Below are 24,128 nucleotides of genomic sequence, written 5' to 3'. Positions count from 1 at the left end.
CTGCATCCCCATCGCGTCATCACGCGCGCCCAGACCATGCTTCTGATACATCTCGTGAGCTTTCATTACCTGGTCCATATCCAGTTCAATGCCCAGACCCGGTTTCGCCGGTACCTGCACCATACCGCCTTTAATGTCAAACGGCGCGTTGGTCAGACGCTGGTTGCCTTCCTGCCAGATCCAGTGAGTGTCGATCGCCGTGATCTTGCCCGGTGCCGCCGCAGCCACATGGGTAAACATCGCCAACGAAATGTCAAAATGGTTATTGGAGTGTGAACCCCAGGTCAGACCGAACTCATGGCACATCTGCGCGACGCGCACAGAACCCTGCATCGTCCAGAAGTGCGGGTCAGCCAGCGGGATATCCACCGACTGTAATGACAGCGTATGGCCCATCTGACGCCAGTCGGTGGCGATCATATTGGTCGCGGTCGGCAGACCGGTGGCGCGACGGAACTCCGCCATCACCTCACGACCCGAGAAGCCCTGCTCAGCACCACACGGATCTTCCGCGTAGGCCAGCGAACCTTTCAGGTATTTACCGATTTTGATCGCTTCATTCAGTGACCAGGCACCGTTAGGATCCAGTGTGACGCGCGCCTGTGGGAAGCGTTTTGCCAGCGCCACAATCGACTCCGCCTCTTCTTCCCCAGCCAGCACGCCGCCTTTCAGTTTGAAGTCATTGAAACCGTATTTTTCATACGCCGCTTCTGCCAGACGGACGACCGCATCGGGTGTCATCGCTTCTTCATGACGCAGACGATACCAGTCGCATTGCTCATCCGGTTGGCTCTGATACGGCAGCGGTGTGGCTTTGCGGTTACCGACGAAGAACAGATAGCCGAGCATTTCTACTTCGCTACGCTGTTGACCGTCCCCCAGCAAAGACGCCACGTTTACGCCCAGATGTTGTCCCAGCAGATCCAGCAGCGCAGCTTCAATGCCGGTGACCACGTGGATGGTGGTACGCAGGTCAAACGTTTGCAGACCGCGGCCGCCTGAGTCACGATCGGCAAAAGTATTGCGCACCGCATTCAGCACGTTTTTGTACTCACCAAGCTGTTTACCCACCACCAGCGGGATCGCGTCTTCCAGCGTCTTACGGATTTTTTCGCCACCGGGGATTTCACCCACGCCAGTATGACCGGAATTATCTTTGATAATCACAATATTACGCGTGAAGAACGGGGCATGCGCTCCGCTCAGGTTCATCAGCATACTGTCGTGGCCCGCAACCGGAATAACCTGCATTGCCGTTACAACAGGAGTAGTAAATTGTGCGTTCATTGTTGAGTCCTTATACAAGTCAGTGACGGCCGAAAACGGGACGTTTACGGTCAAAAGTCCAGCCGGGGATCAGGTACTGCATCGGACCGGCGTCATTTCGCGCACCGCCTGGCAGTTTTTTGTAAGCGTCATGCGCCTTCTGCACCTGATCCCAGTCCAGTTCAACACCCAGTCCAGGCGCGTGAGGGACAGCAATTTTTCCGTTTTTAATCTCAAGAGGATTTTTCGTCAGGCGGCAATCGCCCTCCTGCCAGATCCAGTGCGTGTCGATGGCGGTCGGTTTACCCGGCGCTGCCGCGCCAACGTGGGTAAACATCGCCAGTGAAATATCGAAGTGGTTGTTAGAGTGGCAGCCCCAGGTCAGCCCCCAGTCGTCGCACAACTGTGCCACACGTACCGCACCGGAAAGCGTCCAGAAATGCGGATCGGCAAGCGGGATATCAACGGCATTCAGCATTACTGCATGGCCCATTTCGCGCCAGTTAGTGGCGATCATGTTCGTCGCCACCGGCAATCCCGTGGCGCGACGGAATTCGGCCATCACTTCGCGCCCGGAAAAGCCCTGCTCGGCGCCACACGGATCTTCTGCGTAAGTGAGCACATCGTTCAACCCTTTGCACAGCGTGATCGCCTCTTCAAGCAGCCAGGCACCGTTGGGATCAACGGTAATACGCGCATCCGGGAATCGCTTTTTCAGCGCGCGAGCGGTATCGATCTCTTGCTCACCTGGCAGCACGCCGCCTTTGAGTTTGAAATCTTTAAAACCGTAGCGATCCTGCGAGGCTTCCGCCAGACGCACCACGGCATCGCTGTTGAGTGCTTCCTGATGGCGCAGGTGATACCAGTCATGGTTGCCCGGTGTGGTCTCCAGATAAGGCAGATCGGTTTTGGTTCTGTCGCCCACGTAGAAAAGATAACCGAGCACGGTCACTGCATCACGCTGCTTGCCTGGCCCTAACAGTTCGCAGACCGGCACGTTGAGCGCCTTGCCCAGCAGATCAAGCAGCGCGGCTTCCAGCGCGGCCACCGCATTGACACGCAGTTCGAATGTCCAGGCGCCTTTGCCAAACGTATCAAAGTCAGCGGCCTGATTGCCTTTGTGGACCTGCTGGACCACTTTATTCAGTCGGGCCACTTCCTGACCGAGCACCATCGGAATGGCATCAACCAGCGTCTGGTAGATAACCTCTCCGCCCGGCGCTTCACCGACGCCGGTGTTCCCGGCGTTATCGGTTAGCACCACGATATTGCGGGTAAAATACGCGTTATGCGCGCCGCCAATGTTGAGGAGCATACTGTCATGGCCGGCAACCGGAATGACCTTCATGTCCGTGATAACGGGGCTGGATTGTGTCGTCATGATAGTTGTCCTGCGACCGGTTTCAGTTCGATACGTTTAATATCCCCCACCAGCACCAGGTAGCTCAGTACCGCGATCAACGCATGCACGCCCACATAAATCAGCGCACCGTTGAAGGAGCCGGTCGTGCCAACGATGTAGCCAATGGCAATGGGTGTCACGATGCCAGAGATGTTGCCGAACATATTGAACAGACCGCCGCTCAGACCGCTGATCTCTTTCGGCGCTGTATCAGCCATCACCGCCCAGCCCAGGGCACCGATGCCCTTACCAAAGAACGCCAGCGCCATGAAACCGATGATCATCCACTCGACGTTGACGTAGTTACAGAACACCATCACCATCGACAACAACATCCCCATCACGATAGGCGTTTTACGCGCAATGTTCAGTGAGCCGGTCCGACGCATCAGCCAGTCGGAGATAATGCCGCCCAGCACCCCGCCGATAAATCCACACACCGCAGGAACCGAGGCCACAAAGCCCGCTTTCAGGATCGACATACCGCGAGCCTGTACCAGATAAACCGGGAACCAGGTGATAAAGAAGTAGGTCAGCGCGTTAATGCAGTACTGACCGATATACACACCGATCATCATGCGGGAACCCAGCAACTGCTTGACCTGTCCCCATTTCACGCTGAGCGGCACTTTGGCTTTGGTGTCTTTCTGATCCATGTTGATCAGCGCACCGCCTTCTGCAATGTATTCCAGCTCTTTCTTGTTCACGCCCGGATGCTGGTTTGGCTCGTGGATCACTTTCAGCCAGATAAAGCTGATGACAATCCCAAGGCCGCCCATAAAGAAGAACACATGCGACCAACCCACTTCGTGCGTCAGCCAGCCCATGATTGGGGCAAAAATAACGGTGGCAAAGTACTGCGCAGAGTTAAAGATTGCGACCGCCGTTCCCCTCTCCTGTGCCGGGAACCAGGCCGCGACGATGCGACTGTTGCCGGGGAAGGACGGCGCTTCCGCCAGACCGACGAGGAAGCGCAAGGTAAACAGCGCGACGATAATGCCGAATCCGCTGAAGATATCGACGAAGCCCTGTAACAGGGTAAACATGGACCAGATGAAGATGGACCAGAAGTAAACGCGTTTGGAACCAAAACGGTCCAGCAGCCAGCCGCCCGGGATCTGCCCGATGACGTAGGCCCATGAGAACGCAGAGAAAACGTAACCCATACCGACCGGATCCAGACCAATATCTTTGGCCATCTCCGAACCGGCAATGGATAAGGTGGCGCGGTCGCCATAGTTGAAGGAGGTGACGATAAACAACATCACCACTATCCAGTAGCGGGCATTGGTGCGTTTTTCCGCACCGCTCGCAGCCTGACTTAATGAACTCATTGTTGCACTCCTGAATTTTCGCGTTAGTCACGCTCACTCTGAACAGCACAACTGGTAGGGGATCAGAGGTGACGTTTCGTGTTTTTTATTGCAGCTTTTATTAGGTCGTTCGCCTTGCTAACTGCATTTTTTATAACTGGCAGGAGAAGTATAAAAAGCACCCGGTTCTTGCTCACCGTGCAAGAACCCAACATTTAGGTGATGTATCACTTATGTTTATGGCAAAAGCCCAGGGTGATGGAAGCGACTTCACGGAATTGAAAACCTGTAACGGAAATCGCGTGGGACTTACGTGGAAAAGGCAGGAGTGTGAAACAGGTCGCTTGACCCTATGAAAACGCCCCTAAAAACCCTTCTATGTTGAGGGTATTTAGGGGCGTTTGCCCGAGGCTAACTCGATTCAGTATGGGTAGCATAGCATCAGGTTGTTCCCGTGTCTGGCACCATAAGAGAGCCCCTCCCGGTAGGGGGAGGGTTCACTCTCAGGATAAGAGTGTGCCCCAATGTTCAACCCAGGGATTGGATTCGCTTTCGGGCTCCGGGTGCTCACTGGCATCAATCAACAACATTTCCCCCACGCGCTGCGCGCTTTGCTCCTGTAACAGGGCATCAAACTGTTTACCGCCATTACAGAAATTGACGTAGCTGCTGTCGCCTAACGCAATCACGCCGTAACGCAGATTGGGCTGGAAACCCAGTTGGTCTTTGATTCCCTGAAACAACGGCACAATGCTGTCAGGTAAATCGCCCTGCCCGGTCGTTGAGGTGACCACCAGCGCGATTTTATCCTGATATTTCTGCCAGTCCGTCAGTTCAGGATCTTCAAAAACGGTCGCATTGTGCCCCTGGGCCGTCAGGATCGCTTCGGCCTCTTCGGCCACCAGTAGCGCGTTACCGTACATTGTCCCGACAAAAATCCCGATTTCCGCCATGCTTAATTACTCCCTGAATGAAGAACGTATGCGTTCATCCTGACCTGCTGGCTCACTTAACTCAACCCTTTCATTATCAGGGAGAAGTCCCTGCCAGCCAAACTGTGATAGCGCCTGCATCCAGACCGTATCCAGCCCGGCATGAATCGTCAACGGTTCACCGGTAAACGGATGAGTCAGCGAAAGCTGGCTGGCATGCAGCATCAGTCGGCTGCAGCCAAAATGTTCCGCCGCGCTGCGGTTCTGCCGCAAATCGCCATGCTTGCTGTCGCCAATAATCGGATGGCGCAGGTGCGCCAGATGACGTCTGAGCTGATGCTTGCGTCCCGTTTGCGGATCCAGTTCCACCAGTCCGTAACGAGTCGTCGGATAACGCCCGGTTGCCACGGGCATTTCAACGGTGGCGAGGCCACGGTAATGAGTTACTGCAGGCTGTGGGTCTTTGTTTTCGCGGGCAAACTTGTCGGCGATTTTATCCAGTTCCTCCACCAGCGGATAATCGAGTACCGCCTCTTCCATTAACCAACCACGGACAATGGCGTGATAGCGCTTATGGATCTGGTGTTGCTCAAACTGCTGCGCGAGACGGCGTCCGGCTTCACTGGATAAGCCCATCAGCAGGACGCCGGATGTTGGTCTGTCGAGGCGATGCGCGGTAAACACATGCTGACCAATCTGGTCACGCACGGTCTGCATCACCACCACTTTTTCGTCTCGATCCAGCCAGCTGCGGTGCACCAGCCAGCCGGAAGGCTTGTTGACCGCAACAAGCCATTCATCCTGATACAGAATTTCCAGCATCAGGATTTATCTTGCGCAAAAAGCGCATCCAGCGCCTGCAACGCCTGCAGCAGGATTTCGCGCTGCGGATGATCGGCGGTCAGCGCCATTTCGTAATAAGGTGCGACGGCAAACGCCTCGGGCAGCGGTTGCGCACTGTCCAGTAGCGCATGCATGCGGGGGATAAGGACCCATTGCAGCCACTCAATGGGTTCCATCGTATCCATACAAAACGGTTGGGTGCTGGTAAACAGGTGGGCTTCGGGTTCATCCATCCGCCAGTGTTGATGCTCACGCAGCAACGCTTCAAGTGCATGAAGCTGCTGACGCACACGGTCATGAGTCGTCATGAAAGTCACCTCAATGATGAAAAATCTGGCGCGAAGGATACCACCAGTAAAATGAGAAGCAAAAAAAGGGAGCACTGTAAAAACAGTGCTCCCGGTTCGTTTCGCAGCATTCCAGCTACTTTTTGTGCTCCCTGCTCATCCGTGACAACTTTTCCTCTGGTCTTGCGACCTGTTGTTCATCCTGAACATTTTGCATCCTGCTCACACCACCCCGATGTGATTACTTCATCCTGAAGCATCCTGGCCATCCTGACCCACCGACTATCCTGACCGGCTCTCGTTCTCCTTCCTGGAGGTGTCCTTTAACGCATTCCCGCGTTATCCTCTTCACTTCATCCTGAAGCCTTTCCCTGTAACACCGTCCTGGTGTGTCCTGCTGAAGTGTCATCATCCTGATGTTCACTTCGTTGTGCGACTCCCTGTCGACGTACATAGAATCGCCTTTTTCACGCCGTCTTACAAGATGCTTACAGGCAATGCCTTAAGGAAAATTTCATATGAAAGTTGACATAAAATCATTAACTCGATGATTTATTAGGTTATTAGCCATTTTCACTTCGTGATATCTTCATTTACTACCTGGCGATCTCCTACAGGGCTTGTAAGAGATCTCTCACATATTCATGAGTGAAATGGATTATAGAAGAGGATTAAGGTGCGTAAGGAAATCCGCAAGAGAAGGGGCCAGGACGGAACGATTACGGGTTCCCAGCGTTTCTTTGATCACTTCCCCCGACAGATTGCAGAGCGAAATGACCTCCAGTTCATTGTCCAGTGTGGCAATAAAAAGGGTCGGCGACAGTTTCAAACGTTTCTGCGTCACCAGATGACCAATCAGGTTCTCCTGAACCCGTCTGAAATCATCCACGCTCCAGGTTTGCAACAGCGTCAGCGTTTCGCTGCCTGACTGCGCGCGCATATCCCCGGCAAACTGCGTGGTATAAAATGCGTGAAGCGCAGGTTGTACCACAATATCGAAGGCGCGTTCAACCGCGTTTACATTCTGTTCACCTTCAAACGGCTGCGGTTGCCAGTACACAGCATCACGGGTAGTCGAGATAATGCAGGGAGAAGGCACGCCATACAGTTCTTCGCTCATCGGCCAACTGCCGTTTTTTGCATGCCATGCGTCACAGTAACGCGCCGTAAAATCCTTCAGGGCTAAAGCTGTCTGTTCGTCCACCGGTTTCTCTCTTCATAAAAGCCAGGATACACTTGGCGCATAGTGTATCTGGTTTATGACGGTGAAACATGTCTTCTTATGAAAACCATCAGGCTCTTGATGGCCTGACGCTCGGTAAATCAACGGATTACCGGGATATTTACGACCCCAGCCTGTTACAGGGCGTGCCTCGCAGTCTGAATCGCGACCCGCTGGGTCTAAAAGCTGACAGCCTGCCGTTTCACGGTGCCGATATCTGGACGCTGTATGAACTGTCATGGCTGAATGCCAGGGGATTACCACAGGTGGCGGTGGGTCAGGTGGAACTGGATTACACCAGCCTCAATTTGATTGAATCCAAAAGCTTTAAGCTGTATCTGAACAGTTTTAACCAGACGCGGTTTGACTCCTGGGAAGCGGTACAACACACGCTGGAAAACGATTTGCGCGCCTGTGCCGAAGGGAAAGTGACCGTTGCGCTATACCGTCTCGATGAGCTGGAAGGACAGCCGGTCGCGCATTTTCACGGCTCCTGCATTGATGATCAGGACATTGACATCGACAACTACCAGTTCACTACCGATTATCTGCAATCCGCCACCAGCGGTGAAAAAGTGGTAGAAGAGACGCTGGTGAGTCATCTGTTGAAATCAAACTGTCTGATCACCCATCAGCCGGACTGGGGCTCCATACAAATTCAGTATCGCGGACGCAAGATCGATCGCGAAAAACTACTCCGTTATCTGATCTCTTTCCGCCATCATAACGAGTTTCACGAGCAGTGCGTAGAACGCATTTTCAACGACCTGCTACGCTTCTGTCAGCCGGAAAAACTGAGCGTTTATGCACGCTATACGCGCCGTGGTGGTCTGGATATTAACCCATGGCGGAGCAACACCGACTTCGTTCCGGCAACCGGCAGATTAGTTCGACAGTGAATTATTTCACAATTTTGCGGGTCGGATTCCACGCGTAAGGTTGTGAAAGGTCATAAGCCAGGGCTATTGTACTCTACAGGGAATGACGTTTTGCGTCCCATAAGGAGTTTACTTGATTACACATATTAGCCCGCTTGGCTCAATGGACATGTTGTCGCAGCTGGAAGTCGATATGCTTAAACGCACGGCCAGCAGCGACCTGTATCAACTGTTTCGTAACTGTTCGCTTGCCGTTTTAAACTCCGGCAGTCTGACTGACAACAGCAAAGAGCTGCTGTCCCGCTTTGAAAGTTTCGACATTAACGTGCTGCGTCGCGAACGCGGCGTGAAGCTGGAACTGATCAACCCGCCAGAAGATGCCTTCGTCGATGGCCGTATCATCCGCGCATTGCAGGCGAACTTGTTTGCCGTGCTGCGCGATATTCTGTTTGTTAACGGGCAGATTCATAACGCGGGCCGTTTCCAGCATCTGGATCTCGAAAGCTCCGTGCACATTACTAACCTGGTGTTCTCTATTTTGCGCAATGCCAGAGCGCTGCACGTGGGCGAAGCGCCAAACATGGTGGTCTGCTGGGGCGGCCACTCGATTAATGAAAACGAATACCTGTACGCCCGACGCGTCGGGACACAGTTAGGTTTGCGCGAGCTGAACATCTGTACCGGTTGCGGGCCTGGCGCAATGGAAGCGCCGATGAAAGGTGCCGCGGTGGGCCATGCGCAACAGCGTTATAAAGACAGCCGTTTTATTGGGATGACTGAGCCGTCGATTATCGCCGCTGAACCACCGAACCCGCTGGTTAACGAACTGATCATTATGCCGGACATTGAAAAACGTCTGGAAGCCTTCGTGCGTATCGCCCACGGCATTATCATCTTCCCGGGCGGTGTCGGTACAGCGGAAGAGTTACTGTATCTGTTGGGGATCCTGATGAATCCGGCGAACAAAGATCAGGTTCTACCGCTCATCCTCACCGGCCCGAAAGAGAGCGCTGATTACTTCCGCGTGCTGGATGAGTTTATCGTGCATACGCTGGGAGAAGCCGCGCGCACGCATTACCGCATTATCATTGATGACGCAGCAGAAGTGGCGCGCCTGATGAAAAAAGCGATGCCGCTGGTGAAAGAGAACCGTCGTGATACCGGTGATGCCTACAGCTTCAACTGGTCGATTCGTATCACGCCGGATCTGCAAATGCCGTTCGAACCGTCCCACGAGAACATGGCCAACCTGAAGCTGTACCCTGACCAACCGGTTGAGGTACTGGCGGCAGACCTGCGTCGCGCCTTCTCCGGCATTGTAGCGGGTAACGTTAAGGAAGTGGGTATCCGCGCCATTGAAGAGTTTGGGCCATACAAAATCCACGGCGACAGTGAAATGATGCGTCGCATGGACGATCTCCTGCAAGGTTTTGTTGCGCAGCACCGTATGAAGCTGCCAGGCACCGCCTATATCCCCTGCTACGAAATTTGCGCCTGACGCGAAAAGCGTTTCATGGACCGGGAGCGGCGAATAGCCCTTCCGGTTTTTCTATAATTACCAATGAGATAACACGTTCACTTTATTAAGCCTGCTAATACATCATACAAAAAATATCGCTACGCAAACGATTACCTCGCTAATGCAACCGCGCTTTATCATCCAGAATTTAAATTAGTCACCACAAACCACTATAAAGATCGCTTTTTACAACGTAACCTCCGCATCTGTCTGGCAATCCTTTCTGTCAATATGTTGTTAATGCTAGCCTTCGCACGCGTAAATTCGCTGTGATGTTTTTTTAACAGACCAATGATCCAAAAATATCCACATTAGAAGTGGATTATTGCATTTGAGATCGCGATCACTGATAGATTCATTAGTTAAATGTATCTTTCTGCCCGCAAATTACTACGGTTAAAAATTTTATAAAAATCGTCGCTGCAAGAATTTCGTTTTACGGTCAGGAACATTTTCCTGATTTTTAGCTTCCTCCAGGAGAAATAGATGGAAACCATTCAAACCAGCACAATTGCTTCGACTGAATCACGAAGCGCATGGCGCAAGACCGATACCATGTGGATGCTGGGCCTTTATGGCACGGCTATCGGTGCGGGCGTATTGTTCCTGCCAATCAACGCAGGTGTCGGTGGGATGATCCCGCTGATCATCATGGCAATCCTCGCCTTCCCGATGACCTTCTTCGCCCACCGTGGTCTGACTCGCTTTGTGCTGTCCGGCAAAAATCCGGGTGAAGACATCACAGAAGTAGTTGAAGAGCACTTTGGTATCGGCGCGGGTAAACTGATTACCCTGCTGTACTTCTTCGCGATTTACCCGATTCTGTTGGTCTATAGTGTCGCGATCACCAACACGGTTGAGAGCTTCCTGACTCACCAGTTATCCATCACCCCGCCACCGCGTGCGATCCTGTCGCTGATCCTGATTGTCGGGATGATGACTATCGTTCGCTTCGGTGAGCAGATGATCGTGAAGGCAATGAGCATCCTGGTGTTCCCGTTTGTCGCTGCACTGATGCTGCTGGCACTGTACCTGATCCCACAGTGGAGCGGTGCTGCGCTGGAAACCCTGTCCTTTGATTCTGCGGCTACGACCGGCAACGGTTTGTGGATGACCCTGTGGCTGGCAATTCCGGTGATGGTGTTCTCTTTCAACCACTCTCCGATTATCTCTTCTTTCGCAGTAGCGAAGCGTGAAGAGTACGGCGACGCGGCAGAGAAAAAATGCTCGAAGATTCTGGCATTCGCTCACATCATGATGGTGCTGACGGTGATGTTCTTCGTCTTCAGTTGCGTACTGAGTCTGACTCCGGCGGATCTGGCGGCAGCGAAAGAGCAGAACATCTCGATTCTGTCTTACCTGGCAAACCACTTTAATGCGCCGATCATCGCCTGGATGGCACCGATCATCGCAATGATTGCTATCACCAAATCCTTCCTCGGCCACTACCTGGGCGCGCGTGAAGGTTTCAACGGGATGGTCATCAAATCTCTGCGTGGTAAAGGCAAGTCTATCGAAATCAACAAACTGAACCGCATCACTGCGCTGTTCATGCTGGTAACGACCTGGATTGTCGCCACCCTGAACCCGAGCATCCTCGGTATGATTGAAACCCTGGGTGGTCCAATCATCGCGATGATCCTGTTCCTGATGCCGATGTACGCAATCCAGAAAGTACCGGCAATGCGTAAATACAGCGGTCACATCAGCAACGGGTTTGTTGTCGTGATGGGTCTGATTGCTATCTCCGCGATTTTCTACTCCCTGTTCAGCTAAGTTGTTTAGCGCCGCTTTCGGGCGGCGCTTCCTCCCTGATATAACCGCAATGGATGCCCTATGATTAGCGTATTCGATATTTTCAAAATCGGCATTGGCCCTTCCAGTTCACACACCGTTGGACCAATGAAAGCTGGCAAACAATTCACGGATGATCTGATTGCCCGCCATATTCTGACGGATGTCACCCGCGTGGTGGTGGATGTGTATGGCTCCCTGTCGCTGACGGGTAAAGGCCACCACACCGATATCGCGATTATCATGGGTCTGGCGGGAAATCTGCCGGATACCGTCGACATCGACGCCATCCCGGGCTTCATCCAGGATGTGAACACCCACGGGCGACTGCTGCTGGCGAATGGTCAGCATGAAGTTGAATTCCCGGTTGATAAGTGCATGAATTTCCATGCCGATAACCTGTCTCTGCACGAGAACGGGATGCGCATTACCGCGCTGGCGGGCGATAACGTCCTCTACAGCCAGACTTATTACTCCATTGGCGGTGGTTTCATCGTTGATGAAGAACATTTCGGTTTACCGAACAGTGCGCCGGTCAACGTACCGTATCCGTACAAATCGGCAGCCGATTTGCAAAAACACTGTCAGGAAACCGGACTTTCCCTTTCCGGTCTGATGATGCAAAACGAACTGGCATTACACAGCAAAGAAGAGCTGGAACAGCATTTTGCTAACGTCTGGGAGGTAATGCGCAGCGGCATTGAGCGCGGCATCACCACCGAGGGCGTTCTGCCTGGAAAACTGCGCGTTCCCCGCCGTGCGGCAGCGCTGCGTCGTATGCTGGTGAGCAGCGACAAAACCACGACCGATCCGATGGCGGTCGTTGACTGGATCAACATGTTTGCTCTGGCGGTAAACGAAGAGAACGCCGCTGGCGGACGCGTGGTTACTGCACCGACGAACGGTGCCTGTGGTATCGTGCCAGCCGTGCTCGCCTACTACGACAAATTCATCCGCGAAGTGAACGCTAACTCGCTGGCTCGCTACATGCTGGTCGCCAGTGCGATTGGCTCACTGTACAAGATGAATGCCTCCATTTCCGGCGCGGAAGTGGGCTGTCAGGGCGAAGTCGGTGTGGCCTGTTCGATGGCGGCGGCCGGTCTGGCAGAACTGCTGGGCGGCAGTCCGATGCAGGTGTGTATTGCTGCGGAAATCGGTATGGAACACAACCTCGGTCTGACCTGCGATCCAGTTGCAGGACAGGTTCAGGTACCGTGCATTGAGCGTAACGCCATTGCATCCGTCAAGGCGGTCAACGCAGCACGTATGGCCCTGCGCCGTACCAGCGAACCTCGCGTTTGTCTCGATAAAGTCATCGAAACCATGTACGAAACCGGTAAAGACATGAACGCCAAGTACCGCGAAACCTCTCGCGGCGGCCTGGCCATGAAGATTGTCACCTGCGATTAATCGTGCACTCAGAGGCCTCATTTTGCGAGGCCTCTTCCCGTTTTAGCCTCCTGCAATAGCCTGCTTCCGTCCTGAATGTTACCCTACACGCTGACTGGTAAGGGAGAACACCGTGGCTGTCCATCTGCTCATCGTCGACGCACTCAATTTAATTCGCCGGATCCACGCCGTTCAGGGTTCGCCCTGTGTGGAGACCTGTCTGCACGCGCTTGACCAGCTGATTGTCCACAGCCAGCCCACCCACGCCGTGGCGGTGTTTGATGATGAAGCGCGTAACAGTGGATGGCGTCACCAGCGTCTTCCGGACTACAAAGCCGGTCGTCCACCGATGCCGGATGAACTGCACAATGAAATGCCCGCCCTGCGCACGGCCTTTGAACAGCGTGGCGTCGCGTGTTGGGTGTCGAGCGGCAATGAAGCCGATGATTTGGCGGCAACCCTGGCGGTAAAAGTCACACAAGCGGGCCACCAGGCGACTATCGTGTCGACTGACAAAGGCTATTGCCAGTTGCTCTCTCCGACGTTACGCATTCGCGATTACTTTCAGAAACGCTGGCTGGATGCGCCGTTCATTGAAAAAGAGTTTGGCGTTCAACCGCAGCAGTTGCCGGATTACTGGGGACTGGCGGGGATCAGCAGTTCAAAAGTACCCGGCGTCGCCGGTATTGGCCCGAAAAGCGCCACCCAACTGTTGGTGCAGTTTCAGACACTGGAAGGTCTCTACGCACATCTGGATGAAGTGCCGGAAAAATGGCGCAAGAAGCTGGAGGCTCACCGGGAGATGGCATTCTTATGCCGTGATATCGCACGGTTGCAAACCGATTTGCAGCTTGACGGAAACCTGCAACAGTTGCGTCTGGCACGGTAGCATTGTGGGCCGGATGGCGCAGACCGTCCGACCCGGCACACAAACCACGATGACTCTGCGCCGCTTATTCTTCGATACGTAATCCGTAGGTTTTAAACTTCTCGAGCACTACGGCGATTTCTTCATCGGATAACACCGGCACCGGATCCCTCACCGCCAGCGTCTTCATATAGAGTTGCGCCAGCACTTCCACCTCGTGCGCCAGCCACAGTGCCTTTTGCAGGTTCTCCTCGCAGGCAATTAAACCGTGGTGTTGCAGCAGCGTGGCTTTGCGATTTTTCAGCGCCACGACCACATGTTCTGAGAGTTCGCGAGTGCCAAAAGTGGCGTAGGGCGCGCAGGGAATGGAATTCCCTCCCGCCGCCGCAATCATATAGTGGATGGCCGGGATCGGCCGGTTGAGAATAGACACTGCGGTACAATGAATGGCGTGGTTATGCACAACAGCATTCGCTTCCGGGCGAGTCTGATAAGCCGCCAGATGAAAGCGCCATTCGCTGGACGGTAATTTCCCCTCTTCGTATTTGCCGTCGTTATCCACGTAGACAATCATCTGTTCGGTCATTCGTTCATAAGGAATGCCGCTCGGGGTAATCAACATACCGTCCTGATAACGCGCGCTCACATTTCCCGCCGTCCCCTGGTTTAATCCCAGGCGCGTCATTTCAAGACAGGTTTCAATAATTTCTCGAGATAAACGAGTTCTTTCCATCTCAGTTCTCCGGGGTACTCGGTTCAATGACTGATAACACTCTTTTTGTCGCGCGTATTATTTTTGTCTTAAGCGCTTAATTAATTTCATTTCAACTTTTACCGTCTCATGAACAGGGCGATCTTCGATGGCGTTGAGCATCATTGTGAACGCTTTTTCCGCCCAGGCGTTCTCATCCTGCTGCATTGACCACACGTTATTGGACAAGAATCCCAGCATCGGGTGTTCGTCAAACGTACCGATATTGATCTCGGGCGGAATAACGCCAAAACGGTCACGAATGGCTCTTACTGCCCCTTCCAGCACCGGTAATGACGAGGCGATAAACGCCTGCGGACATCCTGCTTCGTCGATCAAAGCCTGCATGATCTGGTATCCCCCTTCCGGGGTGTTCACCGGCCCTTCGCGCACCCAGTCACGATGATGAATCCCTTTTTTACTGAGCGCATTCAGGTAACCCGTCAGACGGTCGCTGATACTGGGCAAACCGGTATCGCCCACCAGAAACCAGACCGGTAACTTTTCAGCATCCAGCAAACTTTGGGTTAAATGTTCACCGCCTGAAATATTGTGACTTTCCACCAGCGCGTTATCCGTATATTTAAAATCACGGTCCAGCAATACCATCGGTTTTCTCACCTGACGTAAATGATGCTGCTGGTTTTCTAACGTTGACGGGACAATAAAAAGACCGTCCACATTACGGGCAATTAAAGCCTTGGTGATTTTGTTTTCGTAATCGACATCATCATAAGTACAGCTAATCATCAGCTGATAACCGGATCGGCGGCAGCGCTGCTCGAGTTTCTCTGCCAATGTGGCAAAGAAGACGTTAGAAATATTGGGAACAATCAGGCCAAGCGTATCCGTTTTATTCAGCTTCAGGCTGCGGGCGGAATGGTTAATCACATAACCATATCGCTCAACATATTCATTAATACGCGTTTGCGTTTTGAGGCTGATACGATACTGTTCAGCTTTTCCGTTTAGCACCAGTCTCACGGTTGTCACCGATAAATTCAGGTCGCTGGCTATCTGTTCTACTGTTTTAGCCATGTATGTGCCCCAGTCACCGTCCAAGCGTCAATTGACAATCATAAAAGCATTTTACACTTTTGTCTTACCGCATCAGTCGGTTAAGCGCACGCCGTTGATCTCACCTGGTAAGCGGGGGCGAAGATACCGCCCCCTGCCGGTTTATTTCTTACCGAAAGGATGTAACAACTTGTCTATTTCCGGCGTATTGATGTTCTGGGCGCTCACAAATTTCACCGGGATATCGATCTCTTTCGCGACCGTTTGCCCGGACAGTGCCGCATTCAGGGTTTTAATCCCCTGGTAACCAATCTGATAAGCATCCTGGACGACAAAGCCCTGGATCACCCCGGTGTTCAGGAAGTGAATAATCGCTTCGGTACTGTCAAAACCAATGACTTTCACTTTCCCTTTCAGATTCTGGCTGTCGATAGCGTTGGCGACGCCCAGCGTTGAGCCTTCATTGGTGCCATAAATCCCGGCCAGATCGGGGTTGGCCTGAATCATATCAATGGTCTTATCCATCGCTTTTTGTGGATCGCCATCACTGTACTGCACGGGCAGCACCTTGATATCCGGATACTTTTCCTTCATGCGGGCAATGAACCCTTCCGAGCGTTCAATCGCTGACGACGTCCCGGCGACATGAGCGATAATGCCGACTTTACCTTTATTATTCACTTGCGCCGCCAGCGCGTCCGCCGCTTCAGCGCCAGCTTTGCGGTTATTGGTCGCCACGAAGCTAACCGGAATATCCGAGTTTACGCCGGAGTCAAAGGTGACAACCTTAATACCACGCGAATTCGCCGTTTCCACCAGAGGAGCAAGCGCATTGGCATCCAGCGCCGCCAGCAGCAGACCGTTCGGCTTTTGCGCCATGGCGTTTTCAACCAGCTGAATTTGTTCCGCAATCTGAGTTTCGTCCGCAGGTCCGACATAGCTGGTTTTATCGCCCAACTCTTTCGCTGCTGCTTCCGTCCCCATTTTCACGGTTTGCCAGAATTCATGCTGGAAGCCTTTACTGATGACCGGAAGGTTCAAATCTTTCGCTAGCGCACTGGAAGTGATGCACGCCAGCAGGGATAACGCATAGACAAAATGCCTGGTTTTCATTGTTGTACTCCGTTGTGAGTGTGTCACCCTTAACGTCAGGGTCAGTGTTCCCCGTGACTGCCGGGAGCGTAAATCAACGAATCTTTTTGCGTAACGTATCGAGGTAGACAGCGGCGACGACCACAATGCCCATCGCAACCATTTGCCAGAACTGAGAGACCCCCATCAGGTTCAGGCCGTTTTTCAATACGCTCATAATGAATGCACCGATGATGGTGCCGCCGATAGTGCCAATTCCGCCCATCAGACTGGTGCCGCCGATCACGACTGCGGCAATGGCTTCCAGTTCATAACCGACGCCGACCGTTGGCTGACCGGAGTTTAGACGCGAGGCCAGAATCACCCCGGCAATGCCGGTCAGCAGGCCGCAGAAGGCATAGACAAAGATTTTGACGCGCTGAACGTTGATCCCGGAAAGGTGCGCCGCCACTTCATTACTGCCCACGGCATAGACATAGCGACCAATTACCGTTTTCTTGAGGATGTAGCCGGCGACCAGCGCCACAATCACCAGATAGAAAACGGGATACGGCAGCACATCGAATAAACGCCCCTGCGCCAGCAATTTGAAGGTGGGATAATCGGCGAAATAGATAGCGCGCCCATCCGTCATCACCATGTTCATTCCCCGAACGGACATCATCAGACCCAGCGTGGCGATGAACGGGGGAATCGTCATTTTGGTCACCAGCAGACCATTCACGTAGCCACACAACCCTCCGGCCAGCACGCCTGCCAAAATACAGACCGGCAACGGCAATCCGAGCGTCGCGCAGATGCCGACCGCAACGCCGGAAAACGCCACCACCGATCCTAAAGAGAGGTCGATCCCTGCGGTGATAATCACAAACGTTACGCCAATGGCCATAATGCCGATAACCGACGTTTGCAGCGCAATTGTCATAATATTTTCGGTATTAAAGAAAAACGGCGAACTGAAACTGAAAAAGACAACCAGGATAATCAAACTAAACAGCGGTGCAAGGCGCATTAAAAGTTCTTTATTAATTTTTATTTTCTTATTATTGCTGTCTGAAGAGGTTACAGAGATGGTCATGATTTAATCCTCTAACGTCGCATATTGCATGATTTTTTCTTGTGTGGCGTTATCAGCAGTTAATTCACCGGTAATACGACCACTGCGCATGACTAAGATACGATCGCACATACCCAGCACCTCCGGTAATTCCGAAGAAATCATAATGATCGATTTCCCTTTTGCCACGAGGCGATTCATTAATTCATAGATTTCCAGCTTAGCGCCGACATCAATTCCACGGGTAGGTTCATCAAAAATAAGAATATCGGTATCTTTGCACACCCAACGGGCAATAATAATTTTTTGCTGATTTCCCCCACTCAAATTCAGGGCCGCCTGTTCAAGGTGTGGCGTTTTGATTCTGAGCGCCCTGACCTGCTCTTCACTCGTTTGCTGGCAGCGTTTCGAATCAACGTGACCAAAACGGTCGGCATATTCAGGGTAATTTCCCAACATAATATTGCGCTCAACGGACAGATTAAGCGCCAGTCCCTCTTTTTTACGGTCTTCGGTTAAATAGCTAATGCCTTGCGCAATGGCGTCAGAAATCCCCTTTATCACAATGGCCTTACCGTTCAACTTAATGGTTCCACTGTCGATGGGGTCGGCGCCAAAAATGGCGCGCGCCAGCTCCGTACGCCCGGCGCCCATCAACCCGGCAAAACCCAGTATCTCGCCCCGGTTCAACGTAAAGTCGATGTTATTGAGTACGCCTTTGCGCGTGAGGCCGTTAACCTCCAGCACCGCTTCCTGATGCGTCCGCGCTTCCCGGCGAGGATAGATATTCCCCAGTTCGCGCCCGACCATCATCGCAATCAGCTCACTGATCTTCACGGTTTCATAATCAACGGTATCAATGTATTGACCGTCGCGCATAACCGTCGCCCGATCGGCAATCAGCGCTAACTCTTCCAGGCGATGCGAGATGTAGACAATACCGGTCCCTTGCGCTTTAAGCAGACGGGTCACCTGGAATAAGCTTTCTATTTCTGTTTCCGTCAGCGCCGCGGTGGGTTCGTCCATAATCAGGATTTTGGCATTGACGGATATCGCTTTCGCGATCTCCACCATCTGCTGTTGCGCCACGGTCAGGTCTGACACCAACGTTTCTGGCGAAATATTCAGGTTTAATTTCTGCAAAATCTCGGTTGCCGCCTGTCGCTGCTGTTTTTCATCCAGCCGCCAACGGTTATTTTTACAAAACTCTCTGCCGATAAAGATATTCTCTTCCACGGTTAATTCCGGAAAAAGATTAAATTCCTGATGAATAATGGTAATCCCGGCATTCTGAGCGCTGAGCGGATCGCTGAATGACACAGGCTTCCCCTCAAATATAATATCCCCTTCATCCGGTTGATAAACACCGGACAAAATTTTCATCAGCGTGGATTTGCCTGCACCATTCTCGCCTAATAGCGCATGCACTTCGCCCTTGCGAAGAGTAAAGTTCACATTACTCAACGCTAATACGCCGGGAAAGCGTTTGGTAATATGATTCATCTGTAAAAATGTTTCGGACATTGCTGCTTTCCTCAATAATCAGAAACTGCAGGCAGTGAATCAGGCGAAGTGCATTCTCAGGGAGCGAGCGTCACCATGAATGTGAATACTTCCTGAAAACACGTTTACGTCACGTCGATATGTTGCCAGATATTGCTAACTCGAGTTAGCGAATTGCCCTTTAAAGCTATTTTAGCCACCAAAAATAGCCAAATCATTTGGGTTAAAACTGTGATACCGCACAGACATTTATTTATAACCATCTGATTTTAAATATTTTACTAAATTTGACTGTCATTTAATTATTTGATGCAGATCGAATTTTAACCACTTCTCGTGAAGCCCCTCACAATCCCATCAGAAAAAAGTTGTGTAAAAAACACGCCAATACCTAAGCTAACTCGAGTTAGCAAATTTACCTGTTTCAGCCGACTGTTGCGGTGATGCCCTGTCATCCACCTGAGCAGCACGCCTATACGTGAAATGAGGAACCCCGAATGAAGAAGATCAGCCTGCCGAAAATTGGTATTCGTCCGGTTATTGATGGACGCCGAATGGGCGTTCGTGAATCTCTGGAAGCACAGACGATGAATATGGCAAAGGCCACTGCCGCCCTGCTGACAGAAAAACTGCGCTACGCCTGTGGCACCCCGGTTGACTGCGTTATTGCCGACACCTGTATTGCCGGAATGGCAGAATCTGCCGCCTGTGAGGAAAAGTTCAGCAGTCAAAACGTCGGCCTGACAATCACCGTAACACCGTGCTGGTGCTACGGTAGTGAAACCATCGATATGGATCCCCTGCGCCCGAAAGCCATCTGGGGCTTTAACGGTACCGAACGTCCGGGCGCGGTCTACCTGGCTGCCGCGCTGGCAGCGCATAGCCAAAAAGGGATCCCTGCGTTCTCTATCTACGGCCAGGATGTACAGGATGCCGGAGATACATCGATCCCTGCCGACGTTGAGGAAAAACTGCTGCGATTCGCCCGGGCAGGGCTCGCCGTCGCCAGCATGAAGGGAAAAAGCTACCTCTCGCTGGGCGGGGTGTCGATGGGGATCGCCGGTTCCATCGTCGATCATCATTTCTTTGAGTCCTGGCTGGGGATGAAGGTCCAGTCCGTCGATATGACCGAACTGCGCCGCCGCATCGATCAAAAAATCTATGACGAAGCCGAGCTGGAAATGGCGTTGGCGTGGGCGGATAAACACTTCCGCTACGGTGAAGATAAAAACGCGAAGCAATATCAACGCAACGCCGAACAGAGCCGGGCCATCCTGCGGGAAAGCCTGCTGATGGCGATGTGCATTCGCGACATGATGCAAGGAAATCCTAAGCTCGCGGAGATGGGACGCGTGGAGGAGTCACTCGGTTATAACGCGATTGCCGCAGGCTTCCAGGGACAGCGCCACTGGACCGATCAATATCCCAACGGTGATACCGCCGAAGCGCTACTGAACAGTTCTTTTGACTGGAACGGTGTGCGCGAACCGTTTGTTGTCGCCACCGAAAACGACAGCCTGAACGGCGTGACCATGCTGCTGGGACATCAGTTGACCGGCACCGCGCAGGTCTTTGCCGATGTGCGTACCTACTGGTCGCCAGAAGCGGTTGAACGCGTGACCGGTCAGCCGCTGACCGGACGGGCAGAACACGGCATTATCCATCTGATTAACTCCGGTTCCGCCGCGCTGGATGGCACCTGTAAACAGCGTGACAGCGAAGGAAAACCGACGATGAAACCACACTGGGAGATCTCGCAGCAGGAGGCTGACGCCTGCCTCGCGGCAACCGAGTGGTGTCCGGCAATCCATGAATATTTTCGCGGCGGCGGTTATTCATCACGCTTCCTGACCGAAGGCGGAGTGCCGTTCACTATGACCCGCGTGAACATCATCAACGGCCTGGGACCAGTGCTGCAAATTGCGGAAGGCTGGAGCGTCGAGCTACCAAAAGAGGTCCATGACACCCTCGACAAACGCACCGACTCCAGTTGGCCTACCACCTGGTTTGCGCCACGTCTTACCGGCAAAGGACCGTTCTCCGACGTCTATTCCGTGATGGCGAACTGGGGGGCAAACCACGGCGTGCTGACCGTCGGCCACGTCGGCGCAGACTTCATCACCCTCGCCGCGATGCTGCGCATTCCAGTCTGCATGCACAATGTGGAAGAGGCGAAAATTTACCGCCCTTCCGCCTGGGCCGCACACGGGATGGATACAGAAGGCCAGGACTACCGCGCCTGTCAGAACTACGGGCCACTGTATAAACGTTAAGGATCGCGCAACTGCCTGATGGCGACGCTGGCACATCTTATCTGGTCTACGGGGAATGACTCGTGGACCGGATAAGCACAGCACCATCCGGCAACGGGAGTCATTATGAAAAATGAAATCATCCTGGTTCTCGACTGTGGCGCGACCAACGTGCGGGCCATTGCCGTAGATCGTCAGGGACACATCGTTGCTCGTGCGGCGGTTGCTAATGCCAGCGAGGTAGCCACGGAAAACACCGCCTGGCATCAGTGGTCGCTGGACGCCATCCTGCAACGTTTCGCACAGTGCTGCCGGACACTGTCGACAGAACTTTCGGCCTTTCGAATCCGCGCTATCACCGTCACCACCTTTGGCGTTGACGGCGCGCTGGTCGATGAAAACGGCGAATTGCTCTACCCAATCATCAGTTGGAAATGCCCGCGCACTGCCGCGATAATGGAAAATATCAGCCGCTTTATGCCGCCGCGTCAGTTGCAGACGCTTTCCGGCGTCGGCGCATTCAGCTTCAACACCTTATATAAGCTGATTTGGCTTAAAGAAAATCACCCGCAACGGCTGGATCAAGCCCACGCCTGGCTGTTTATCTCCTCACTCATTACTCATCGCCTGACCGGCGAATTCACTACTGACATCACCATGGCGGGCACCAGCCAAATGCTGGATATTCAGCAGCGGGATTTCAGCGCCGATATCTTGCAGGCCGCAGGGTTGCCAAGACGGCTCTTCCCGCGACTCGTGGAAGCCGGTGAACTGGTAGGATCGTTGCGGCCCGCAATGGCAACGATGCTCGGTCTCCCACCGGGAATTCCCGTGATCTCTGCCGGACACGATACCCAGTTCGCGCTGTTTGGCGCTGGTGCGGGGCAAGATGAGCCAGTTCTCTCTTCCGGCACGTGGGAAATCCTTATGGTGCGTAGCGCCAGAGTCAATACAGCGTTACTGAGCAGTCATGCCGGTTCAACCTGTGAACTGGACAGCCAGCCGGGGCTTTACAATCCGGGGATGCAATGGCTTGCCTCCGGCATCCTTGAATGGGTGCGCAAGCTGCTGTGGACACCCAAAACCCCGTGGCAAACCTTGATTGCGGAAGCGCAAGCGGTTCCCGCCGGGGCCGATGGCGTGCGGATGCAGTGCGAGCTGCTCTCCTCTGCGGATGCAGGCTGGCGTGGCGTCACCCTGAATACCACCCGCGGTCATTTCTATCGCGCGGCGCTGGAAGGATTAACGGACCAGTTGCGACATAACCTGCATACGCTGGAAAAAATTGGCCAGTTCAACGCCACAGAACTGCTGCTGGTCGGCGGTGGGAGTCGCAATACGCTATGGAATCAGATTAAGGCCAACACCCTGGAGATCCCCATCAAAGTGCTGGATGACGCTGAAACCACCGTTGCCGGCGCGGCGATGTACGGCTGGTACGGTATCGGTGCGTTTTCCAGTCCACAACAGGCCAGAGAACAAGTGCGCTACCAGTACCGTTATTTCTATCCCGAAAAACTGTAAAGGAATCTCGCATGCTTAAAACGATTTCTCCCCTCATTTCGCCGGAGTTACTTAAAGTACTGGCGCAAATGGGACACGGCGATGAGATTATTTTCTCAGACGCGCACTTCCCGGCGCACAGCATGGGACCGCAGGTGATCCGTGCGGATGGTCTCAGCGTCAGCGACTTACTGCGAGCCGTGATCCCGCTGTTTGAACTCGACAGCTATGCACCACCGCTGGTGATGATGGCTGCCGTCGAGGGCGATACCCTCGACCCGCACGTTGAAACGCGCTATCGCGAAGCGCTTTCCCTACAGGCGCCATGCCCGGAGATCGCGCGAATCGATCGTTTCGCCTTCTACGCCCGTGCACAAAAGGCCTTTGCCATTGTCATCACCGGCGAGTGCGCAAAGTACGGGAATATTCTTTTAAAAAAAGGGGTAACCCCGTAATCTCAATCGCGGTCAGGGCATTTGATTGAGAGGTGAGAAGAGATGAAAGCGGCACGCCAGCAGACGATTGTGGATCTGCTCAGTCAGCATAAAAGCCTGACCACCGAAGCACTGGCCGTTCAGCTCAACGTCAGTAAAGAGACGATCCGCCGCGATCTCAGTGAACTACAGGAACAAGGGAAGGTTCTGCGCAACCACGGGCGCGTTAAAGGGATCGCGCGGGAAAACCCGGACAGTGGCGATCCCTTCCATATACGGCTGAAGAGCCATTACGCGCACAAAGCCGATATTGCCCGAAAGGCGCTGAGCTGGATTGAAGAAGGGATGGTGATTGCGCTGGATGCCAGCTCCACCTGCTGGTATCTGGCGCGGCAACTACCGGATATCAATATACAGGTTTTCACCAACAGCCAGCCGATTTGTCAGGAGCTCGGCAAACGCCAACAACTTCAGCTCATCAGTTCTGGTGGCAGGCTGGAGCGCAAACACGGCTGCTACGTCAACCCCGCACTCATTTCACAACTCAAATTTCTTGATATCGATCTGTTCATTTTTTCCTGCGAAGGGATCGACCGCCACGGCGCACTGTGGGATTCCAGCACCTTCAACGCGGATTTCAAATCAGTCCTGCTGAAACGCGCGTCACAGTCGTTATTGCTGATCGACAAAAGCAAATTCAATCGTTCCGGAGAATCCCGACTCGGTCATCTGGATGACGTAACGCATATTGTGTCGGACACGCCGCAGTCATAAACACAAACGGGAATGGGTTGCAGACCTGATGA

21 protein-coding genes are annotated in these 24,128 nt (G+C 53.2%); 9 read left to right on the top strand and 12 right to left on the bottom strand.

Translation table 11 applies throughout. The features are described 5' to 3' along the window. From gudD to syd, 7 genes are all read right to left on the bottom strand, one after another. Positions 1-1,287, bottom strand: a 1,287-nt coding sequence (gudD, locus tag AB7E14_RS04495; protein WP_428169347.1) for a glucarate dehydratase, incomplete at its 3' end; no start/stop codon positions are given. A 19-nt stretch (positions 1,288-1,306) separates the two neighbouring features. Continuing rightward, on the bottom strand, positions 1,307-2,647 hold the full coding sequence (locus AB7E14_RS04490; protein ID WP_042999510.1) for an enolase C-terminal domain-like protein: 1,341 nt from the start codon (positions 2,645-2,647) through the stop codon (positions 1,307-1,309). Further along, entirely contained in the window at positions 2,644-4,002 is a 1,359-nt protein-coding gene (gudP, locus tag AB7E14_RS04485) for a galactarate/glucarate/glycerate transporter GudP (RefSeq protein WP_042999509.1), read from the bottom strand. Before gudP ends, AB7E14_RS04490 begins: the two co-directional genes overlap by 4 nt. 482 nt (positions 4,003-4,484) lie before the next feature. After that, on the bottom strand, positions 4,485-4,934 hold the full coding sequence (locus AB7E14_RS04480) for a flavodoxin (protein WP_042999508.1): 450 nt from the start codon (positions 4,932-4,934) through the stop codon (positions 4,485-4,487). Positions 4,935-4,940: 6 nt separating this feature from the next. After that, positions 4,941-5,735, bottom strand: coding sequence for a tRNA pseudouridine(65) synthase TruC (gene truC / locus AB7E14_RS04475; protein WP_216082175.1), 795 nt, complete (start codon positions 5,733-5,735; stop codon positions 4,941-4,943). Beyond that, positions 5,735-6,064 (bottom strand): YqcC family protein, encoded by a 330-nt coding sequence (locus AB7E14_RS04470; RefSeq protein WP_099433195.1) that lies wholly within the window; start codon positions 6,062-6,064, stop codon positions 5,735-5,737. Before AB7E14_RS04470 ends, truC begins: the two co-directional genes overlap by 1 nt. Positions 6,065-6,701: 637 nt before the next feature. Beyond that, a complete protein-coding gene (syd, locus tag AB7E14_RS04465; protein ID WP_044254248.1) occupies positions 6,702-7,247 on the bottom strand; it encodes a SecY-interacting protein in 546 nt (181 codons plus the stop codon). A gap of 68 nt (positions 7,248-7,315) precedes the next feature. Between syd and queF the strand changes: the two genes are divergently transcribed. The 5 genes from queF to xni all read left to right on the top strand — a co-directional run bounded on the left by queF (position 7,316) and on the right by xni (position 13,734). Then, a complete protein-coding gene (queF, locus tag AB7E14_RS04460) occupies positions 7,316-8,164 on the top strand; it encodes an NADPH-dependent 7-cyano-7-deazaguanine reductase QueF (protein WP_058587039.1) in 849 nt (282 codons plus the stop codon). A gap of 112 nt (positions 8,165-8,276) precedes the next feature. Then, positions 8,277-9,641 carry a nucleotide 5'-monophosphate nucleosidase PpnN gene (gene ppnN / locus AB7E14_RS04455; protein ID WP_044264278.1) on the top strand — a complete coding sequence of 455 codons (1,365 nt, stop codon included), beginning with the start codon at positions 8,277-8,279 and terminating at the stop codon, positions 9,639-9,641. A 507-nt stretch (positions 9,642-10,148) separates the two neighbouring features. Beyond that, the gene (gene sdaC / locus AB7E14_RS04450; protein ID WP_428169346.1) at positions 10,149-11,438 is read left to right on the top strand and encodes an HAAAP family serine/threonine permease SdaC; all 1,290 of its coding nucleotides are present in this window, start codon (positions 10,149-10,151) and stop codon (positions 11,436-11,438) included. Positions 11,439-11,498: 60 nt separating this feature from the next. After that, positions 11,499-12,866 (top strand): L-serine ammonia-lyase II, encoded by a 1,368-nt coding sequence (gene sdaB, locus AB7E14_RS04445; RefSeq protein ID WP_042999501.1) that lies wholly within the window; start codon positions 11,499-11,501, stop codon positions 12,864-12,866. 112 nt (positions 12,867-12,978) lie between these two features. Continuing rightward, complete coding sequence (xni, locus tag AB7E14_RS04440; protein ID WP_044264279.1) at positions 12,979-13,734, top strand: flap endonuclease Xni; 756 nt, start codon at positions 12,979-12,981, stop codon at positions 13,732-13,734. A gap of 64 nt (positions 13,735-13,798) precedes the next feature. Here the strand turns inward: xni and fucA are convergent, their stop codons facing one another. From fucA to AB7E14_RS04415, 5 genes are all read right to left on the bottom strand, one after another. Further along, on the bottom strand, positions 13,799-14,446 hold the full coding sequence (fucA, locus tag AB7E14_RS04435) for an L-fuculose-phosphate aldolase (protein WP_044326724.1): 648 nt from the start codon (positions 14,444-14,446) through the stop codon (positions 13,799-13,801). 57 nt (positions 14,447-14,503) lie between these two features. Continuing rightward, positions 14,504-15,502, bottom strand: a complete 999-nt coding sequence (locus AB7E14_RS04430) for a LacI family DNA-binding transcriptional regulator (RefSeq protein ID WP_042999498.1) — start codon at positions 15,500-15,502, stop codon at positions 14,504-14,506. A 141-nt stretch (positions 15,503-15,643) separates the two neighbouring features. Then, positions 15,644-16,594, bottom strand: a complete 951-nt coding sequence (locus AB7E14_RS04425; protein ID WP_042999497.1) for an ABC transporter substrate-binding protein — start codon at positions 16,592-16,594, stop codon at positions 15,644-15,646. A 73-nt stretch (positions 16,595-16,667) separates the two neighbouring features. Then, on the bottom strand, positions 16,668-17,651 hold the full coding sequence (locus AB7E14_RS04420; protein ID WP_044254230.1) for an ABC transporter permease: 984 nt from the start codon (positions 17,649-17,651) through the stop codon (positions 16,668-16,670). A 3-nt stretch (positions 17,652-17,654) separates the two neighbouring features. After that, positions 17,655-19,154, bottom strand: coding sequence for a sugar ABC transporter ATP-binding protein (locus AB7E14_RS04415; protein ID WP_058587042.1), 1,500 nt, complete (start codon positions 19,152-19,154; stop codon positions 17,655-17,657). Positions 19,155-19,630: 476 nt separating this feature from the next. Here AB7E14_RS04415 and fucI point away from each other — a divergent pair, with 476 nt between their 5' ends. The 4 genes from fucI to fucR all read left to right on the top strand — a co-directional run bounded on the left by fucI (position 19,631) and on the right by fucR (position 24,096). Next, positions 19,631-21,406 (top strand): L-fucose isomerase, encoded by a 1,776-nt coding sequence (gene fucI / locus AB7E14_RS04410; RefSeq protein ID WP_316962027.1) that lies wholly within the window; start codon positions 19,631-19,633, stop codon positions 21,404-21,406. Positions 21,407-21,511: 105 nt separating this feature from the next. Next, positions 21,512-22,909 carry an L-fuculokinase gene (gene fucK, locus AB7E14_RS04405; RefSeq protein WP_316962028.1) on the top strand — a complete coding sequence of 466 codons (1,398 nt, stop codon included), beginning with the start codon at positions 21,512-21,514 and terminating at the stop codon, positions 22,907-22,909. 11 nt (positions 22,910-22,920) lie between these two features. Continuing rightward, positions 22,921-23,343, top strand: coding sequence for an L-fucose mutarotase (gene fucU, locus AB7E14_RS04400; RefSeq protein ID WP_042999492.1), 423 nt, complete (start codon positions 22,921-22,923; stop codon positions 23,341-23,343). 42 nt (positions 23,344-23,385) lie between these two features. Next, positions 23,386-24,096, top strand: a complete 711-nt coding sequence (gene fucR, locus AB7E14_RS04395; protein ID WP_428169345.1) for an L-fucose operon activator — start codon at positions 23,386-23,388, stop codon at positions 24,094-24,096. The last annotated feature ends 32 nt before the right edge of the window (positions 24,097-24,128 follow it).

Source organism: Citrobacter sp. (assembly GCF_050252275.1).
Lineage (GTDB): Bacteria > Pseudomonadota > Gammaproteobacteria > Enterobacterales > Enterobacteriaceae > Citrobacter_A > Citrobacter_A amalonaticus.
This window is presented reverse-complemented; position numbering and strand designations above follow the sequence as displayed.

What these genes read in the sequence shown, in the direction of transcription:
- AB7E14_RS04480 (WP_042999508.1), bottom strand. Translation starts at nt 4,934, where the DNA reads ATGGCGGAAATCGGGATTTTTGTCGGGACAATGTACGGTAACGCGCTA.
- AB7E14_RS04490 (WP_042999510.1), bottom strand. Translation starts at nt 2,647, where the DNA reads ATGACGACACAATCCAGCCCCGTTATCACGGACATGAAGGTCATTCCG.
- sdaB (WP_042999501.1), top strand. Translation starts at nt 11,499, where the DNA reads ATGATTAGCGTATTCGATATTTTCAAAATCGGCATTGGCCCTTCCAGT.
- fucA (WP_044326724.1), bottom strand. Translation starts at nt 14,446, where the DNA reads ATGGAAAGAACTCGTTTATCTCGAGAAATTATTGAAACCTGTCTTGAA.
- fucU (WP_042999492.1), top strand. Translation starts at nt 22,921, where the DNA reads ATGCTTAAAACGATTTCTCCCCTCATTTCGCCGGAGTTACTTAAAGTA.
- queF (WP_058587039.1), top strand. Translation starts at nt 7,316, where the DNA reads ATGTCTTCTTATGAAAACCATCAGGCTCTTGATGGCCTGACGCTCGGT.
- AB7E14_RS04420 (WP_044254230.1), bottom strand. Translation starts at nt 17,651, where the DNA reads ATGACCATCTCTGTAACCTCTTCAGACAGCAATAATAAGAAAATAAAA.
- gudP (WP_042999509.1), bottom strand. Translation starts at nt 4,002, where the DNA reads ATGAGTTCATTAAGTCAGGCTGCGAGCGGTGCGGAAAAACGCACCAAT.
- truC (WP_216082175.1), bottom strand. Translation starts at nt 5,735, where the DNA reads ATGCTGGAAATTCTGTATCAGGATGAATGGCTTGTTGCGGTCAACAAG.
- sdaC (WP_428169346.1), top strand. Translation starts at nt 10,149, where the DNA reads ATGGAAACCATTCAAACCAGCACAATTGCTTCGACTGAATCACGAAGC.
- AB7E14_RS04415 (WP_058587042.1), bottom strand. Translation starts at nt 19,154, where the DNA reads ATGTCCGAAACATTTTTACAGATGAATCATATTACCAAACGCTTTCCC.
- fucR (WP_428169345.1), top strand. Translation starts at nt 23,386, where the DNA reads ATGAAAGCGGCACGCCAGCAGACGATTGTGGATCTGCTCAGTCAGCAT.
- fucK (WP_316962028.1), top strand. Translation starts at nt 21,512, where the DNA reads ATGAAAAATGAAATCATCCTGGTTCTCGACTGTGGCGCGACCAACGTG.
- fucI (WP_316962027.1), top strand. Translation starts at nt 19,631, where the DNA reads ATGAAGAAGATCAGCCTGCCGAAAATTGGTATTCGTCCGGTTATTGAT.
- AB7E14_RS04425 (WP_042999497.1), bottom strand. Translation starts at nt 16,594, where the DNA reads ATGAAAACCAGGCATTTTGTCTATGCGTTATCCCTGCTGGCGTGCATC.
- AB7E14_RS04430 (WP_042999498.1), bottom strand. Translation starts at nt 15,502, where the DNA reads ATGGCTAAAACAGTAGAACAGATAGCCAGCGACCTGAATTTATCGGTG.
- AB7E14_RS04470 (WP_099433195.1), bottom strand. Translation starts at nt 6,064, where the DNA reads ATGACGACTCATGACCGTGTGCGTCAGCAGCTTCATGCACTTGAAGCG.